16 protein-coding genes and 1 tRNA gene are annotated in these 15,715 nt (G+C 34.7%); 14 read left to right on the forward strand and 3 right to left on the reverse strand.

What is annotated here, in order from left to right; genetic code table 11:
• The first annotated feature begins 12 nt into the window (after nucleotides 1–12).
• The 8 genes from ACTJJF_RS08890 to ACTJJF_RS08925 all read left to right on the forward strand — a co-directional run bounded on the left by ACTJJF_RS08890 (nucleotide 13) and on the right by ACTJJF_RS08925 (nucleotide 9,644).
• Nucleotides 13–2,754, forward strand: coding sequence for a hypothetical protein (locus ACTJJF_RS08890; protein ID WP_440699419.1), 2,742 nt, complete (start codon nucleotides 13–15; stop codon nucleotides 2,752–2,754).
• A complete protein-coding gene (locus ACTJJF_RS08895; RefSeq protein ID WP_440699420.1) occupies nucleotides 2,751–3,824 on the forward strand; it encodes a hypothetical protein in 1,074 nt (357 codons plus the stop codon). The genes ACTJJF_RS08890 and ACTJJF_RS08895 overlap by 4 nt, the downstream gene beginning before the upstream one ends.
• 288 nt (nucleotides 3,825–4,112) lie before the next feature.
• Nucleotides 4,113–5,534, forward strand: a complete 1,422-nt coding sequence (locus ACTJJF_RS08900) for an amino acid permease (RefSeq protein ID WP_440699421.1) — start codon at nucleotides 4,113–4,115, stop codon at nucleotides 5,532–5,534.
• A 152-nt stretch (nucleotides 5,535–5,686) separates the two neighbouring features.
• On the forward strand, nucleotides 5,687–6,475 hold the full coding sequence (locus ACTJJF_RS08905; RefSeq protein WP_440699422.1) for an AraC family transcriptional regulator: 789 nt from the start codon (nucleotides 5,687–5,689) through the stop codon (nucleotides 6,473–6,475).
• A gap of 100 nt (nucleotides 6,476–6,575) precedes the next feature.
• Nucleotides 6,576–7,190, forward strand: a complete 615-nt coding sequence (locus ACTJJF_RS08910) for a hypothetical protein (RefSeq protein WP_440699423.1) — start codon at nucleotides 6,576–6,578, stop codon at nucleotides 7,188–7,190.
• A gap of 5 nt (nucleotides 7,191–7,195) precedes the next feature.
• Entirely contained in the window at nucleotides 7,196–8,302 is a 1,107-nt protein-coding gene (locus ACTJJF_RS08915; protein ID WP_440699424.1) for an agmatine deiminase family protein, read from the forward strand.
• Between the two features lie 264 nt (nucleotides 8,303–8,566).
• Nucleotides 8,567–9,199 carry an HdeD family acid-resistance protein gene (locus ACTJJF_RS08920; RefSeq protein WP_440699425.1) on the forward strand — a complete coding sequence of 211 codons (633 nt, stop codon included), beginning with the start codon at nucleotides 8,567–8,569 and terminating at the stop codon, nucleotides 9,197–9,199.
• Between the two features lie 136 nt (nucleotides 9,200–9,335).
• Nucleotides 9,336–9,644, forward strand: a complete 309-nt coding sequence (locus tag ACTJJF_RS08925) for a hypothetical protein (RefSeq protein ID WP_440699426.1) — start codon at nucleotides 9,336–9,338, stop codon at nucleotides 9,642–9,644.
• Nucleotides 9,645–9,677: 33 nt separating this feature from the next.
• On the opposite strand, the gene ACTJJF_RS08930 is transcribed toward ACTJJF_RS08925, so the two are convergent.
• Nucleotides 9,678–9,748, reverse strand: a tRNA-Gln gene (locus tag ACTJJF_RS08930).
• Between the two features lie 98 nt (nucleotides 9,749–9,846).
• Between ACTJJF_RS08930 and ACTJJF_RS08935 the strand changes: the two genes are divergently transcribed.
• From ACTJJF_RS08935 to ACTJJF_RS08955, 5 genes are all read left to right on the forward strand, one after another.
• On the forward strand, nucleotides 9,847–10,875 hold the full coding sequence (locus ACTJJF_RS08935) for an AMP-binding protein (protein ID WP_440699427.1): 1,029 nt from the start codon (nucleotides 9,847–9,849) through the stop codon (nucleotides 10,873–10,875).
• A 28-nt stretch (nucleotides 10,876–10,903) separates the two neighbouring features.
• The gene (arfB, locus tag ACTJJF_RS08940; RefSeq protein WP_440699428.1) at nucleotides 10,904–11,296 is read left to right on the forward strand and encodes an alternative ribosome rescue aminoacyl-tRNA hydrolase ArfB; all 393 of its coding nucleotides are present in this window, start codon (nucleotides 10,904–10,906) and stop codon (nucleotides 11,294–11,296) included.
• Nucleotides 11,297–11,342: 46 nt separating this feature from the next.
• Nucleotides 11,343–11,981, forward strand: a complete 639-nt coding sequence (locus ACTJJF_RS08945) for a hypothetical protein (RefSeq protein WP_312298495.1) — start codon at nucleotides 11,343–11,345, stop codon at nucleotides 11,979–11,981.
• A 289-nt stretch (nucleotides 11,982–12,270) separates the two neighbouring features.
• Nucleotides 12,271–12,651, forward strand: coding sequence for a GreA/GreB family elongation factor (locus ACTJJF_RS08950; RefSeq protein WP_440699429.1), 381 nt, complete (start codon nucleotides 12,271–12,273; stop codon nucleotides 12,649–12,651).
• Nucleotides 12,652–12,908: 257 nt separating this feature from the next.
• Nucleotides 12,909–13,883, forward strand: coding sequence for a deoxyhypusine synthase family protein (locus ACTJJF_RS08955; protein WP_047097747.1), 975 nt, complete (start codon nucleotides 12,909–12,911; stop codon nucleotides 13,881–13,883).
• 457 nt (nucleotides 13,884–14,340) lie between these two features.
• Here the strand turns inward: ACTJJF_RS08955 and ACTJJF_RS08960 are convergent, their stop codons facing one another.
• On the reverse strand, nucleotides 14,341–14,487 hold the full coding sequence (locus ACTJJF_RS08960) for a hypothetical protein (protein WP_440699430.1): 147 nt from the start codon (nucleotides 14,485–14,487) through the stop codon (nucleotides 14,341–14,343).
• A 100-nt stretch (nucleotides 14,488–14,587) separates the two neighbouring features.
• On the opposite strand from ACTJJF_RS08960, the gene ACTJJF_RS08965 reads away from it, so the two are divergent.
• A complete protein-coding gene (locus ACTJJF_RS08965) occupies nucleotides 14,588–14,884 on the forward strand; it encodes an MGMT family protein (protein ID WP_312298489.1) in 297 nt (98 codons plus the stop codon).
• A 288-nt stretch (nucleotides 14,885–15,172) separates the two neighbouring features.
• On the opposite strand, the gene ACTJJF_RS08970 is transcribed toward ACTJJF_RS08965, so the two are convergent.
• Nucleotides 15,173–15,568: a helix-turn-helix transcriptional regulator gene (locus ACTJJF_RS08970; RefSeq protein WP_212649529.1), complete on the reverse strand. Its 396-nt coding sequence runs from the start codon at nucleotides 15,566–15,568 to the stop codon at nucleotides 15,173–15,175.
• Between the last annotated feature and the right edge of the window lie 147 nt (nucleotides 15,569–15,715).

Genomic DNA, 15,715 nt, shown 5'->3' on the forward strand with positions numbered 1-15,715 from the left:
ACAAACACAAATATGAGAAAATTAACAATCATCGGAAACGATAAGCCTGTGATCGGAAAACAGGAAATGTATTCTGTTTCTACAATAAATGGCTGGCTAAATCCTTTGCAACCTATTAAAAATCCTTTACAAGCACCCAAAGCACATTGGGAAGTGATGGTACAGACTAAAACAGGTTGGAGAAAAGGCGGAAGCGATAAAGAAGGTCAAATGGTTCCGTATATTTTCGGGCAGAAAAGTTTATTTCATAAGGGAATTAAGATCATTGTACGTCAGGGGGAAGACTATGGAGAACTTATTGTACATCCACAACGGGCTAAAGAGTCTAAAATAACCAGGGTGGAACTTCTGGATGCTAACTATAAACCTATTCCAAAAGGTAAAAAGCTGAGTTATAAAGATACTATTATTGCAAGGGCATATTGTGTAGAGATGTTCGAGATGAATATTGCTTTTACCCTTTGGGAAGATGATGCTCAGAGAGAAGGACACAATCCTATAGTAAATATTTTGAATAAAATAAACCCTGTCCCTGTTCTTAGCAGAGTGAATGAGAGAGGAATGGCAGAAGCTGTTTTCAGATTACCTTTTTACACAATGGCTGTATTGATTGCCAATGCACGCACTGCATCAGGTGATAAAAGTGAGGGACCCACTCACGAATATTATGTAACGGCTGATGTGGTTAGTAAACATATACAAAAAGCAAGTCCAAACGTTAATGTAGTTAATTCTACTCATAATCCAGAACCTCCAAGAAAAAGAGAGGTTCCTAAAAAACAGACACCCTCACCAACAAAACCTAAAATACCTCCTGCTCCAGAGAAATCCAAACCTAAACCTGATGGAAGTTCAGCAAAATTTCCAGTCACCACAGGCGGAAAAAAAAGTGATGATCCACAAGGAAAGATCCTGAGTGCTGAATTTGTGGATAACAATGGGAACAGACTTCATTCTTCGAAAGTAGGAGCTACCGTAAGAATAAAGATTGTTGCAAAAGAGATGAAAGACAAAAAAGTAAAGGTGAAAATATGGGAGGAAGATAATATTAAATGGACTAATGATATGATTTTTGAAAAAGATTGTGTTTTAATTGGTGACAACAATTACATCAATAATGTCCAGCTTACAAAGCAGATGTTTGATAAAGCCAATGATGGTGGCAGTGACATCGCAAGGCAGGATTATTTTATAGAAGTGATACACCATGATACTTCTGTAACTTCTGCCGTGATGCCTGTGAGTGTTGATGCTGAGCCTACAAAGGTGGAGAGTGGGAGAAGTGCAACGATGGTGAAAGAGCCGAAGCAAGAGAAAACTCCTTCTGGTTGTATTTGTAAAGAACAATATAAAGACCTAGTTTGGGGAGGAAAAGTAAGTTGTGAGTTTAGGAAGAAAGTTGTACAAATTGCTAAGAATTTAGGACTTCCACAAAAGGATCTTGAAGGAGCAAATTGGTTAATGACAATCATAGCATTAGAATCAGCATATAGCTTTAGTCCTAAAATTGGAACTTTTGGAAAAGATACTGATGAAAGTAAGGCCAACAAATACATTGGATTAATTCAATTTGGTAAAGGAGCTGCATCAGATATTGGTACAACACGAACTCACCTAATGTCATTGACTGCGGAACAACAGCTAGAGTTTGTAGAAAAACATTTTAAGCAAAAAAAATTCGATAATTTATTAATCAGTAGAACAGCTTTATATCTTGCAGTAAATTATCCTAACTCAACGAAACATGCTTCAAATAAAAATTATGTTGTTTATAATAGTTCAAATGCCGCATATGATTCTAATGATTTATTTAAAAGAGAAAAGCATGAATATAAAATAAAGAAAGATGGGACAAAAGAATATCCCGATGATGTGGTTGGTTCTACATATGTTTGGGAAATGGAGGAAGCTTTGGAAGACGTTGGAAATTTGGGCAAATCTCATAAAGTTAAAAAATTTGAATGTGGTGTAAATAATACTACAAATGAAAAGATAAATGCAAAAGATATAGTAACTTATCACATTTATGAGAATGGAACAATAGAAAAACATATTCCTAAAAAAATTAAGGAGGAGTATGCGAAAAAATATAAATATGTGTATCATGATAAAGAAAAAAACGAACATGAAATATGTATTGTAGACTGGTTTACAGTTGATAAGAGAAATAATGGAAAGAAGATAAGTTCAATTCCAAAAGGTTATATAAATACATATAGTTATCCTTCAGGGGGAAATGCAAAGACAGCTTATGAATATTCAAATGGAGATATTTGTGTTTCAGGTACTGAATATGGTTACAGAAAATATAGTAAAGGACAAGGAAAAGTCCCACTTGTTAGAATGAAAGATAGTTTAAATTATAAGAAAAATGATATTAAAATTTTATATTCATTTCAACGTTCACAAAGACGATATTGCAACCCTGATGCTTATGCTGGATTTATAGGGGCATTAGCTAAATTAGGAAGGGAGGATGTTTTATGTACAGGTATGTGTTTTGCAGATGCAACAAGCTACCCAAGTGTTACACACCCTAACGGGGACTGTGCAGATACAGCATATTACTCTACTCAAGTATTAGAACAAAAAAAAGTAAATGCATTTAAAGCTTTCCATTTTGAAAAAATCTATCGAGGTAAGGGAGGTTGGTATTCTAATCTAACGGGAACTAATTATTCCCCCGGCCATGAAGATCACTTACACTCAGGAGAATTTAATACAAACATTATAAAAATAATAAAAGAAAAATGAAACAGTTAAGTTTATTATTATTGCTAATTTTCAGCTTTACTAGCTGTCAAAAGCAAATTGATAATTCACATTCTAAATTGATAATTAATATTACTGAAGCTAAATACGAAACAATAGGCTTTTCAGATAAATATGATGTACTTCCAAAATTAAATATTCAAGAAATTAGTGAAGATGCTTTTAATAAATTAAAAATTACTAAAAATTCATTTCAACAAACTCCTATAAAAAAGAATAAAGGAAATTATTTTCTTGACATTAATAATAAAACACTTCAGCTTAAGGGGGAAAATGATAATAAAACAGAAAAGAAACAGGGGGAAATTTGGTATAATTACTTAGGATTTTATCCGTCCTTAAATATGTACGCTGTTTCAGCTAATTCAGTCAGTGAAGGAATAGACTTTAGTGATTTTGAATTAATCAATAAATTAAATGGAAAAATAGTTAAAATAGTTTCACCTGGTGATGATAAAATAGAAAACCCTGTACTATCACCTCAGATTAATTATTTAGCCTATTTTCATAATCAAATATATGATAACAACAGTTTTTTAGGGATATTAAAAATTGATTCAAATAAAAATTTAAGAGAATACAAAAGTCTTATCTTAGAAAATTTTAAAATATATCAAGTTAATTGGTCTGACGATCACCTGATCTTAATAAAAGCATCTACAGATGGCGGAAAAACCTTTAAATATTATAGAAGTGATATTTTATCAAAAAATATAAACCAAGGATTAGAAAAAAAGGAAGAATGGGAAGGTACTTATCATTCTGAAGCAATTAACAGAGATAATGCTAAAATAGTTTTTGATATTATTATAAAATCGTTAGATAATATTTCAATTAATATTGATGATGATGGAAGTAAAGAAAGTTATTCTAATATCAAAGCTGAAACAATTAATAAAGATAAAATAAAAATTATCTATAACTCTTCATTCGAAGATGACATGGGAACAATTTATATTGAAAAATCTGATGATAAATTTTATATTTCAGGGACCCCTATTTATTTAATTAATCCGGGAAATAATGAGGTACCATTAAAAAAAGTAAAATAATTTACAATTCTAGCAAGAATTATCCATCTATTGTTGAAAATATGATGGGAATGAGAATGAATGCAAAGATCATTTTTTTAAATGAAAAAGTAAATGGTAAAATTCTAGTTTATGACATCAATAGAGATGATCTGGATAAAATTATGAGCTTAGCTACATCTATTAAAATCTGGAAAGCTAAGAAACAGATAACTTTTGTCTTGATACTTGTGAATTCTCAATTTACCCCATGGAATATGAATTTCTCTGAAAAGTTTTTATATATTTAGCGACCGAATAATTCATTCAATGAGCAACGAAAAAAAAACAGGAGAAAACGAGACTTTAGTTAGAGGATTAACAAATCGACACATACAATTAATAGCCCTTGGAGGTGCCATAGGAACAGGGTTATTCCTGGGAATAGGACCTGCAGCCGTATTAGCCGGGCCATCGGTTATTTTAGGATATGCTTTAGCCGGGATCATTGCCTTTTTTATCATGCGTCAGCTTGGTGAGATGGTTGTACAGGAACCCGTATCGGGAAGTTTTAGTCACTTTGCCTATAAATATTGGGGAAATTTTCCGGGTTTTGCTTCAGGATGGAATTATTGGATTCTATATATTCTGGTAAGTATGGCCGAGCTTACGGCTATAGGACATTATATTCATTTCTGGTGGCCGGAAATACCACTCTGGGTATCCAGTTTATTCTTTTTTGTGGTCATCACTGCACTTAATCTCGCTTCTGTAAAGGTCTATGGCGAAACCGAATTCTGGTTTTCCATAATCAAAGTAATAGCGATCATTGCTATGATTGTGTTCGGGGTTTATCTTCTGATAAGCGGAACCGGAGGAGAAAAAGCAACCATTACCAATTTGTGGAACGATGATGGTTTTTTCCCGAAGGGATTATTCAATAAAACAGAAAACGGATTTTCCGGATTATTTGCAGCAATGGCAATGATTATGTTTTCATTCGGAGGGTTGGAACTGATCGGGATTACTGCAGCTGAAGCCAAAAATCCGGAGAAAACAATTCCTCAGGCAACCAACCAGGTAATCTATAGGATTCTTATTTTCTATGTAGGTGCTTTGGTAATCTTATTCTCATTAAGCCCATGGAGAGAGATTACAGAAGGCTCAAGTCCTTTCGTAATGGTTTTTCAGAATCTGAATGGCCTTGAATTCAGCCTTTTTGGGAAAGTAATCCAGTTCAATTCATTGATCGCCAATATTCTGAATCTTATTGTATTAACGGCTGCTTTATCAGTTTATAACAGTAGTGTTTACAGCAATAGCCGTATGCTTTTCGGGCTGGCTCAGCAGGGAAATGCTCCTAAATTTTTGAAAAAACTTAATAAAAATTCAGTTCCTACCAATGCAATCCTTATTTCTTCATGCTTTGCAGGAATCTGTATCATCATCAATAAATTGGTGCCGGAAAAAGCATTTCAATATCTGATGGCACTTGTTGTATCTACCTTGATTATCAACTGGCTGATGATATGCTACACCCATCTGAAATTCAAAAAAGCAATTACCAGGGAAGGGATTCAATCCAAATTTCCATCCATATTCTATCCTGTATCCAACTATATCTGCATTGCCTTTCTGGTCCTGATCTTAGGATTAATGAGCATTACAGGAATGGAAATACAGGTGATTCTGATTCCGGTATGGTTAGGATTTTTGTTTGTAATGTATAAACTTTATAAAAAACCTGGATAATGATATAATAACAACTGAAGGTGTTTTGAAAGATGAGAATCATTTGATTTTCATCTTTTTGTTTTTATTTTCTTTAAATTAGTAATGCAAATATTTTATGAAATGGGCTCATAATGGTTTCTTTTAATTGCTGTTTTTAATATCAAAATGTCATGCAGACAAACTTTAATGAGATACAGAAAATCGTTGACCATATTGAAGTGAACTTTGATAGGGAGATTACTGCTCATGAAATAGAAGCAATATCTCATTATTCGTATCGGAATTTTCAACGGATATTTTTTAAAATCTTCAATGAAACAATTTCAGGGTTTCAAAAGCGTCTCCGGCTTGAAACGGCCTATAAAAAACTGATCTATACAGAAGATAAAATTTCTGAAATTGCCTGGCAGATGGGGTATTTTAACATCCAGTCTTTTTCAAAGGCGTTTAAAAAACAATACGAAGTTTCACCTGCTGAAGCCAGAAAACAGAAAAAGGAAGTATTCAAAACATTTATAGCAACCGGAAATACAGATCTTAAATTCGAGATCAGGTATAAAGATGCCATGAGGGTATACTGTAAATTTATTAAAGCTAAAGATTATAACAATCCGGAAATTGATGCCCTTTGGAAAGAGATAGAACCGGAAAATGAAATATATGAAGCTGCCTATGGAATTATTCGTGACCAGCCATTGATCACCAGCCATTCTCACTGTAGATATGGAGCTGCTGTAATCTCTGGAGATTCATTGAAAGGATTTTCCAAACAGAATATTTTCGGAAGAAAATACGTACGATTTACACATGAGGGACCTTATGAGAATATTTTAGAAACCTACCGTTCATTTTATCTTTTTTGGCTTACAGAGCAGCATTTTTTGCTGGATAATTCTGATGTGATTGAAGAATATCCCGAACCGGAAATCACCCATATTTATTTTCCGCTGCATGAGTAGAATGTCCTTTTAGGACAAGATTTGTTTTTTCTGAGATCTAATTTTGCACAGTCAAAGAACAGAATATTTGACTGATCAGCATTTAAGAAAACAAATCAGAATGAAAAAAAACTTATTTCTCTTTACCTTATTACTTCCATTTTGTGGCAAAGCTCAGGTTTTCCTGCAGACGTATGCCGCAAACAAAGAAGCAGAAGTGCTGGGAATTTACAATAGGGATTTTAAGAGCCAATGGAATTATTTTGCTTCGGCAACAATCACTTATGACTACCATTCAAAAAAAGTAAATCCGGAAGTATATCAGAATCTCAATTATGGGATCGGAAGAAATGTAGGGGCGTCTGCAGGAGTTCATATTTCACGAGAAGACATCATGCCCTCTGTAGGGCTGGCGTATGGAAAGGAAAATGAAGTTTGGAATATCAGTGTTTTCCCTGCATTTACTTATTCTACACAGACAAGAGAATTTGGGCTTGGGCTTTATACCTTGTTGGAATACACCCCGAAAATCAATAAAAAGCTTAATTTCTACAGTATGTTGATCGTAGACTCAGACTTCAGCTTTAAAGAACATCAGGCCAGCAGCCAGATCATCCGTTTAGGAATAGAAAATAGGAAAAAGATGCAATTCGGGATAGGAAGTACAATTTCACAAACAGGAAATAGCTTTGAGACCGATATCAATTTCGGAGTTTTTATAGGAAAGAAATTTTAAATCATATGAAAAAATTATTCACACTCACTCTATTATTGAGTTTTATAGTAAATATGGCACAGACTACTTATCGTTTTCCCGAAGAATCTTCCCTTCATGAAGGAACATGGTTGCAATGGCCTCATCATTATCAGCATGGTGCCACCTATCGTAAAAGGGTAGAACAGACCTGGATTGATATGACAAGAGCATTACAGGAAGGAGAGAAAGTTCATATTATTGCGTATAATAAAGAAGAAAAGAGCAGAATTATAAGCCTTTTGGAACAAAATAAAATTCCGCTGAAAAATGTTGATTTCAGGATTTACCCCACAGATGATGTGTGGATCAGAGATAACGGGCCTATTTTCGTAAAAGATCAGAAAGGAAACATCTTAATTGAAGATTGGGGCTTCAACGGCTGGGGCGAAAAGTTTGACTTTGAAAATTGTGATGAAATTCCTCAGCGTATAGGAAATGATCTGGGCATAAAAGTAATTGATCTCAATGAAGAAATGGTCAACGAAGGCGGCTCTGTGGAAACAGATGGAAACGGAGTTCTGATGGCCTGTAAAAGTTCTGTGATCAGTCAGAAAAAAGGAGCAACAAGAAACAAAGGGATCACTCAGGAAGAAGCAGAAGAAATGTTTGAAACCTATTATGGAGTATCAAAAGTGATCTGGCTGGATGGAGTGACGGGATTGGATGTTACCGATATGCACATTGACGGTTTTATGAAGTTTGTTGATCATCATACCATGATCACCATGAATGAAGATGAGCTTCTTGATCTCGGGCTTTCCGAAAAAGATGTTAATACACTTTACACCGCTTCCAATGTCAACGGAAAAGAATATAAAAAAATCTATTTACCTGCTACCAAAAATAAGGTGAAAACAGCCTACGGTAAACAGCTGGATGAAAAAGGTTCCTATGTGAATTACTATGTAGCCAATACCGTGGTTTTAGTTCCTAATTACGGAGACCCTAATGATGCAGTTGCCAATACAATTATTCAGAAGCAATATCCGGGTAGGAAAGTTGTTGGAATAGATGTAAGGAATCTGTATGAAAACGGAGGGATGGTACACTGTGTTACCCAGCAGCAGCCTGCAGGAAAACTTTTGAAATAAGGAAATAAAACCGGAAATCTCTTAAAGTATCTCATAGAAATGACGTATGCTCATCATTTCTATGAGATACTTTTTTATGTATAACATTTTAATTTCAATTTTTTAACGCCTGTTTATGGCTGATTTTGGTGCGTTTATCTACTATTTTTTGTACCTTGGTAAAGGTTGTATTTCAAATTCAGGTGAAAATTATGACCTGTTTGGAATTCCTGCGGACAAGCCGAACACCGCTCTCCAAAGTAGGCAAGACTAAAAAAGACACCTATGGCTAATTTATTTCAGACACTTACCAACACTGTAAAACATTGGTACATCCCTTTGATTTTCGGAATTCTATTTCTGATCTGCGGTTTTTATGTATTCAGCGTACCTCTTGCTACGTATGTGACACTTTCTGTTTTCTTTAGCGTTTCATTTTTATTCTCCGGAATCACAGAAATATTCTTTTCCCTGCAGAACAGCAAATCTTTACAAGGCTGGGGATGGTTTCTTGTCAGTGGATTACTGACCACGGCAATCGGGGTTTATCTTATCGCCAACCCTAAGATTTCAATGACTGTACTTCCGTTTGTCATAGGATTTACTTTACTGTTCCGTTCTTTTCAGCTGTTGGGATTTGCCTTTGATCTGAAAAGTATGAAAATAATGAGCTGGGGAAATGTGGCCCTTGCGAGTGTGGGAGGCATCATTTTTTCTTTATTATTGATATTCAATCCGGTATTCACAGGGATTTCTTTAGTTACGTTAACAGGAGTTTCCTTTATTTTTATGGGAATTGCTTCCATTATGCTGGCCCTTGATTTGAGAAAAGTGAAAAAGATTCCAGGTAAAGTAAGTCAGGAACTGAGAGACAGAATCAAATCTATACAGGATGAGATCGATGATCTTAAAAAATAATATTCATTATATGTTAAAAAGATCTCTAACGGAGGTCTTTTTTATTTCTCCCGATTTTTGTTAAAGTATATTGTTATTTTTATTCCATCGTAAGCAGGAGAGACATAGAGGATTTTCAATCAAAAAATAATCAGTCATGGAAAGCAATAACCAGGTTTTAAAAGTTTCAGATATAAAAAAAATTATCATGCATCTCTCAGATGACTTGAATAAACTGGATGATGCAGAAGTTGTGGAACTTGAAGATGACCTGTACTGGAATATTTTGGATGAAGACATCTATAGTCCGTATGAAAAACCCGGAGATTTTACAATGGGAAGTCTTACAGAAGATTGGGAATTCTTACAAAAAATTATAATCGGTGAACGTCAGATGATCAGCTATGATCTATATAAACTGGCATCAATCTTAAAATATTTAGGAAAAAAGAATGTTTTAAAATAAAAACAAAAACCACCCTTAAAAAAGGATGGTTTGTAGACTCACAGGGATTCGAACCCCAGATGACTGAACCAAAATCAGTAGTGTTACCGCTACACCATGAGTCTGTTTGTTTTAGTGGTGCAAATTTACAGCTTTTTTCTTTATATACAAGAACTTTTTGAATTTTTTTTTAAATTTACTGTAGATTTTATTTACGGAAAATATGCTGATAGACTTCAATAATCTCAATATTAATCAATTATCCTTTTATACGGAATTTGAAAAAAAAGTGGAAACTTTTCTCAAAGAATGGGTTTCTGACGGTACAATGGTAAACGTTCAAACCTCAGGGTCTACCGGAGTTCCTAAAATTTTTGAAATTGAAAAAAAGAAAATGATCAATTCTGCAGTGATGACCTGCAATTTTTTAGGATTACAGGAAGGTGATACTGCATTACTGTGCCTGCCGGTAGAATATATTTCCGGAAAAATGATGATCGTCCGTTCCATCGAGAGAAAGTTAAAATTAATTATTACAGATCCTTCTTTAAGGCCTTTGGAAAATATAACGGAAGAAGTAAGCTTTTGCGCAATGACTCCACTTCAGGTAGAAAATTCACTGGATAAACTTCATCTGATAAAAAACCTCATCATAGGGGGAGCTGCCACTTCAGAAAGTTTGAAACGTAAAATCTGGGCGAAGAATTTAATTCATTCAAACCGTATTTTTGAAACTTACGGAATGTCAGAAACCTTATCTCATATCGGGCTGAAACAGTTGATGCCAGTGCAGGAAGATTATTTTACGGTTTTTGAAAATGTAAGCATTGCCTTGGATGAAAGAGGCTGTCTGAAAATCTATGCACCCAATGTGAATGATGAAATACTGCAAACGAATGACTTAGTTGAAATTAAAAATAATAAACAGTTTAAGTTTCTGGGAAGAATAGACAATGTTATTAACTCCGGTGGAGCGAAAATTTTCCCGGAAGCCCTTGAAGCCCTTGTCAAAAAGGAGATCCCCAATGAAGCCGTATTTATAGGCTTGCCGGATGAAAGTTTGGGCCAGAAATTGATATTGATTATTGAAGGGAATGAATCCGAAGAAATAAAAAATAAAATTTCAACACTACCTTTTGAGAAAAATTTCCACAAACCCAAGGAAATTATTTTCATCAAAGAAATTCCCAGGACACCCAACGGAAAAGTAAACAGACCGGCATTACATAAAAATATAACAGCAGATTTATAACGCTTTATGAGCATTTTAAAATAGAACAATGAAAAACTTTTCAAAAGAACTCAGTTTCAAAACCTCCCGCAGCAGCGGAGCAGGTGGGCAAAACGTCAACAAAGTGGAGACGGCTGTTACCGTACTTTGGAAAGTAGATGCTTCAGAATTCTTCAATGAAGATGAAAAATTTCTGATTCATAATAAACTGAAAAACAGAATCAATGCCGAAGGCTATTTATTCCTGACGGTTTCAGAAAGCAGAACCCAGCTGATGAATAAAAACAAAGCCATTGAAAAAATAATCGAAATCGTTAATAAAGCTTTGATTGTTCCTAAAAAAAGAACTGCTACAAAACCTTCAAAAGCTCAGAAACAGAAAAGATTGGACAGCAAGAAAAAACTTTCTGACAAAAAAGAAAACAGACGTTTCAGATTTTAACCTGTTCTTATTCTGAAAATCTTATTTTTGCGGAAATTTTTAAACCATGATAAAAAAACTGATCCTGTTAGGAGTTATTTCGAGTTCTTTATTTTCATTTGCTCAAAAAGTGACCATCAGTCCTGCTGTAGGATATGCATGGAGGGTGGCTGAAACAGCTTCCGGGCTTTCAATGGAAGAAAGAAATTACGTTAAAGGACTGAAAAGCGGAGTTCATTTCGAAATTGCAGCATATTACAATTTGAAGAATATCGGTATTGGAGCGAAGTTTTCCAATTATAATGCATCAAGCAGTGGAACATTAAGAGGGTATGCAAATGGGCAAACTGTTTCTGTGCCTGTCAGTACAAAAGATAATATCACATTCTTTGGTCCTTCAGTGATGTTTTCCAATTATAGCAAGCCTACAAAACATAAATTTGCTGCTGATGTGTCCATTGGGGTAATTTCTTATACAACCAAAACAGGATATATCAAAGGAACAGGTTCAAACCTGGGTCTTGAAGCAGGAATCGGATACCAGTATGAAGTTTCCAAAAATTTCCTGATCGGACCTAAATTTGGTTTTACTGCAGGAACGCTTAATAAAATGAATGTGAACGGCCGCACAATGGATCTTGGAAATGATCAGAAAGAAGGTCTTACAAGAGTTTCTTTAAGTGCAGCTGCTGCATTCCGTTTTTAAGTCTTATATTTGTAAGAATTAAAAAACATCTCATATAATGACAGCAACAATCTTTTTATCAGCAGGATGCCGACGATCAGGATTGTTGCTGTCATTACTTTATTTACACAGAGATTCTTTTCTGAAAAGTTCCAAGGACTTTATCAATTAAGCCCTGTCAGGATCCAAGGCAGGGGATTTTCCGGATTTTTATTTATTTTTTGCGGTTTTCCTATAGAAGGCAGATATTACCTGTATTCTACATTGGGTCATCGGGAATTGCTGCACTTTAATTGTAAAATTGAAAAAAATGTCACAACATATTATTGTTACTACCGGAATTTATGATGCTATAAAAGATACACTCAGAAGGAAAAAAGTAAGCATCGGAGAAGAAAAAAGACTGACCGAAGAGCTCAGAAAAGCAAAGCAGGTTCTGAGAAGAGATCTGCCGGCTGATATTGTAACGGTTGACAGAAAAGTGACCTTAAAGGATCATACATTGAATTTTGAACACGAATATATTTTTGTACCGTCTACCAAAGAAAAGCTTAAGAAGAATAAACACTCCATTCTTTCCAATATTGCTCTTGCAGTAGTTGGATACAAAGTAGGAGATATCATCCACTGGCCTTTTAAAGATGGCGAAAGAAAAATTGAAATTGTAAAAGTGGAAGCCTGGGAAGGATAACACTTTGTCATATAGGGTTGAATTTACGAAGAAAACGTAGTCCATTTTTGGGCTGCGTTTTCTGTTTTCTTGAGAATAAATATATTGGAAAACGCAAAGCTTTGTACCTTACGTTTGGACAAAAAAAGCATAAAGACCAAAACATATTTCAGTCTGATTATTTAACAAATGATAAAAAAGTACAGCTCTGGGAGACTTTCTTCAAACGCTTTGATTGCATTCCGTTTTTAAGTTTTATCTTTGCAAAAATTAAAAAAATGAGCAAACCGATAACTGAATTCATAGAAAAGTATTACCTGCACTTCAACGCAGCTGCATTGGTGGATGCTTCTAAAGGATATGTTGCCCACCTTAAAGATGGCGGAAAAATGATGATCACTCTGGCAGGTGCAATGTCTACTGCTGAGTTAGGAAAAATTCTTGCTGAAATGATACGTCAGGGTAAAGTAGATTTTATCTCTTGTACAGGGGCTAACCTTGAAGAAGATTTAATGAACCTTGTGGCACACTCTCACTATGAAAGAGTTCCTCATTACAGAGATCTGACAGCTCAGGATGAGTGGGATCTTTTGGAAAGAGGTCTGAACAGAGTTACAGATACTTGTATCCCTGAAGAAGAGGCATTCAGAAGATTACAGAAGCACATCGTAGAAATCTGGAAAGATGCTGAAGCAAAAGGAGAAAGATATTTTCCTCACGAATTCATGTACAAAATGATCCTTTCGGGAGTATTGGAGCAGTATTATGAGATTCCTAGAGAAAACTCCTGGATGATTGCTGCTGCAGAAGCAAACCTGCCAATCGTAGTACCGGGATGGGAAGATTCTACAATGGGTAATATCTTCGCTTCTTACTGCATCAAAGGTGAGCTTAAAGCAACTACAATGAAATCAGGTATCGAATATATGACTTACCTTGCTGACTGGTATACTAAAAACTCAGGCGGAAAAGGAGTTGGATTCTTCCAGATTGGTGGAGGTATCGCAGGAGACTTCCCTATCTGTGTAGTACCAATGTTGTATCAGGATATGGAAATGCATGACATTCCTTTCTGGTCTTATTTCTGCCAGATTTCTGATTCTACTACATCTTACGGTTCATATTCAGGAGCAGTTCCAAATGAGAAAATCACTTGGGGTAAATTAGATATCACTACACCGAAATTCATCGTTGAAAGTGATGCAACGATCTGTGCACCATTAATGTTCTCTTATATTCTTGAGAATGCTTAAGTAATAAACTCTTTACGAGATTACTATATAGCGCTTCCATTTTGGGAGCGCTTTTTTATTTCTAGGTTTTCAGTTTTTTATATCTTGCGGATTTTGCAGATTACGCAGATTCTGTGAAAAGGTATTTAGTGTTGGAAATCGCAAAGGCGCAAATTATTTTGCATGCATAATTATTTAGGGTGCAAGGATTTTATCTGCGATAAAATTATATACTGCTGAATATTGCCACGAATGCACGAATAAATAATTTATATCCCGTTCAAAAAAACTATGTTTCCTATGTGGTTAAAAAAATAGGAGTACAGCTTGCTGAAAATCTTATCTTCTTGTGCCTTAAAAATATGTTCAATTCTAATCAAAATCCTTTGCGCCTTTATGATTTTCAACAAATCTGCGTAATCAGCTAAATCTGCGAGCCAATATTTAAGCATCATTGAAATCTGTGGGAAAATAAAAATCAATCCAAAGAATTCACCAGCACAAAATAACGGTACGCCAGAATTCCTTTTTCTATTTTTGTTAGGTTATTGGGATCCTTCTTACTCAATTTCGGAAGGACTTTCTTATTGATTGCATTCAGTAAACGGAAAAATGATTTTTTCATATCTTTATCTTTTAATGAAACATCATTGAGCTGGTAAGAATTCAAAAATGATGCAAAAACGAATGATGTTTATAAAATTTAGGATTTAAAAACAGAAAATATGGATGAAATTTTCAAACAGCAGGTATACGAAGTAACCAGGCTTATTCCAAAGGGAAGGGTTTCTACATATGGTGCTATAGCGAAAGCAGTAGGTTACCCTAATCATTCCCGTCATGTAGGAAAAGCAATGGGAGGCTGCCCAAAAGATGTTCCGGCTCATCGCGTAATATCAAGTTCAGGCGTTTTATCTGTTCCGGAATTTCAGCCTAAGCTGGAAGCGGAAGGAATCACTGTGGAAAATCTTAGAATAAAAAATTTCAAAAAACTGTTCTGGGATCCGTTGAATGAATTGTAAATTTTAAGTTTCGGAAACGATGATCTTTTTAATGCAAAGTTTCTATCTATAAGCCGTTCTATTTTTAAGGGTGCAAAGAAGGGAATCAAATTCATTGATTTTTTAAGCGAATGTATTACCCCAAAGCTTCATCAGCGACAAAATCGCAACTCTTTGCCTCCTGAAATAAAGCATAGGAAAATTAATCCTTTGCGTCAAAAAAACTCACCATCAACACTACAAAGCAAAAAAATGTCACTCCATAATTTAATAGAAGTGACATCAATATTTTTAAGTGTTCAAACTGTATTATTTTCTTGACCTTGAAGAAGTCTGAGAATTTTTCAACTCCTCTTTCAACCTTTCGTTTTCTTCTTTTAACAAAGCAATATATCCCTGTAGATTTTCTATAATAGATCCCGGAATATTATTATATTGCTGTTGAGTATTAATACCTCCTGCAGATTGGTCATTGAATACGGGATGGTCATTATTAACAATTATTGCAGCTGATTCATCTTCATAAATATCTTCAACAGGTACTTCAAAGAAACGGGCAAGTTTGTCCCATTCATCCTGAACAATTCTCACATCACCACTTTCTTTCCGGCTGTAGTTGGATACATCTGTTGCTATATAATCAGCTACCTGCTGCTGAGTATAGCCTTTTTGCTTTCTGATGAGACGTAACTTTTCTTTTTGCATGACCTACATTTTATACAAAAATGGCAAAAAAGCAGAAGTTATACAATAGAAAACGAATAAAATATACAATAAAGTAATGAAGATTAAGAGAAAAGAAGGGACAGGTTTATAATATTCAGGTTATTTAAATGAGTTGTTGATGATTTT

The organism is Chryseobacterium sp. 22458, from assembly GCF_052044975.1.
In the GTDB taxonomy this organism is placed as follows: Bacteria; Bacteroidota; Bacteroidia; order Flavobacteriales; family Weeksellaceae; genus Chryseobacterium.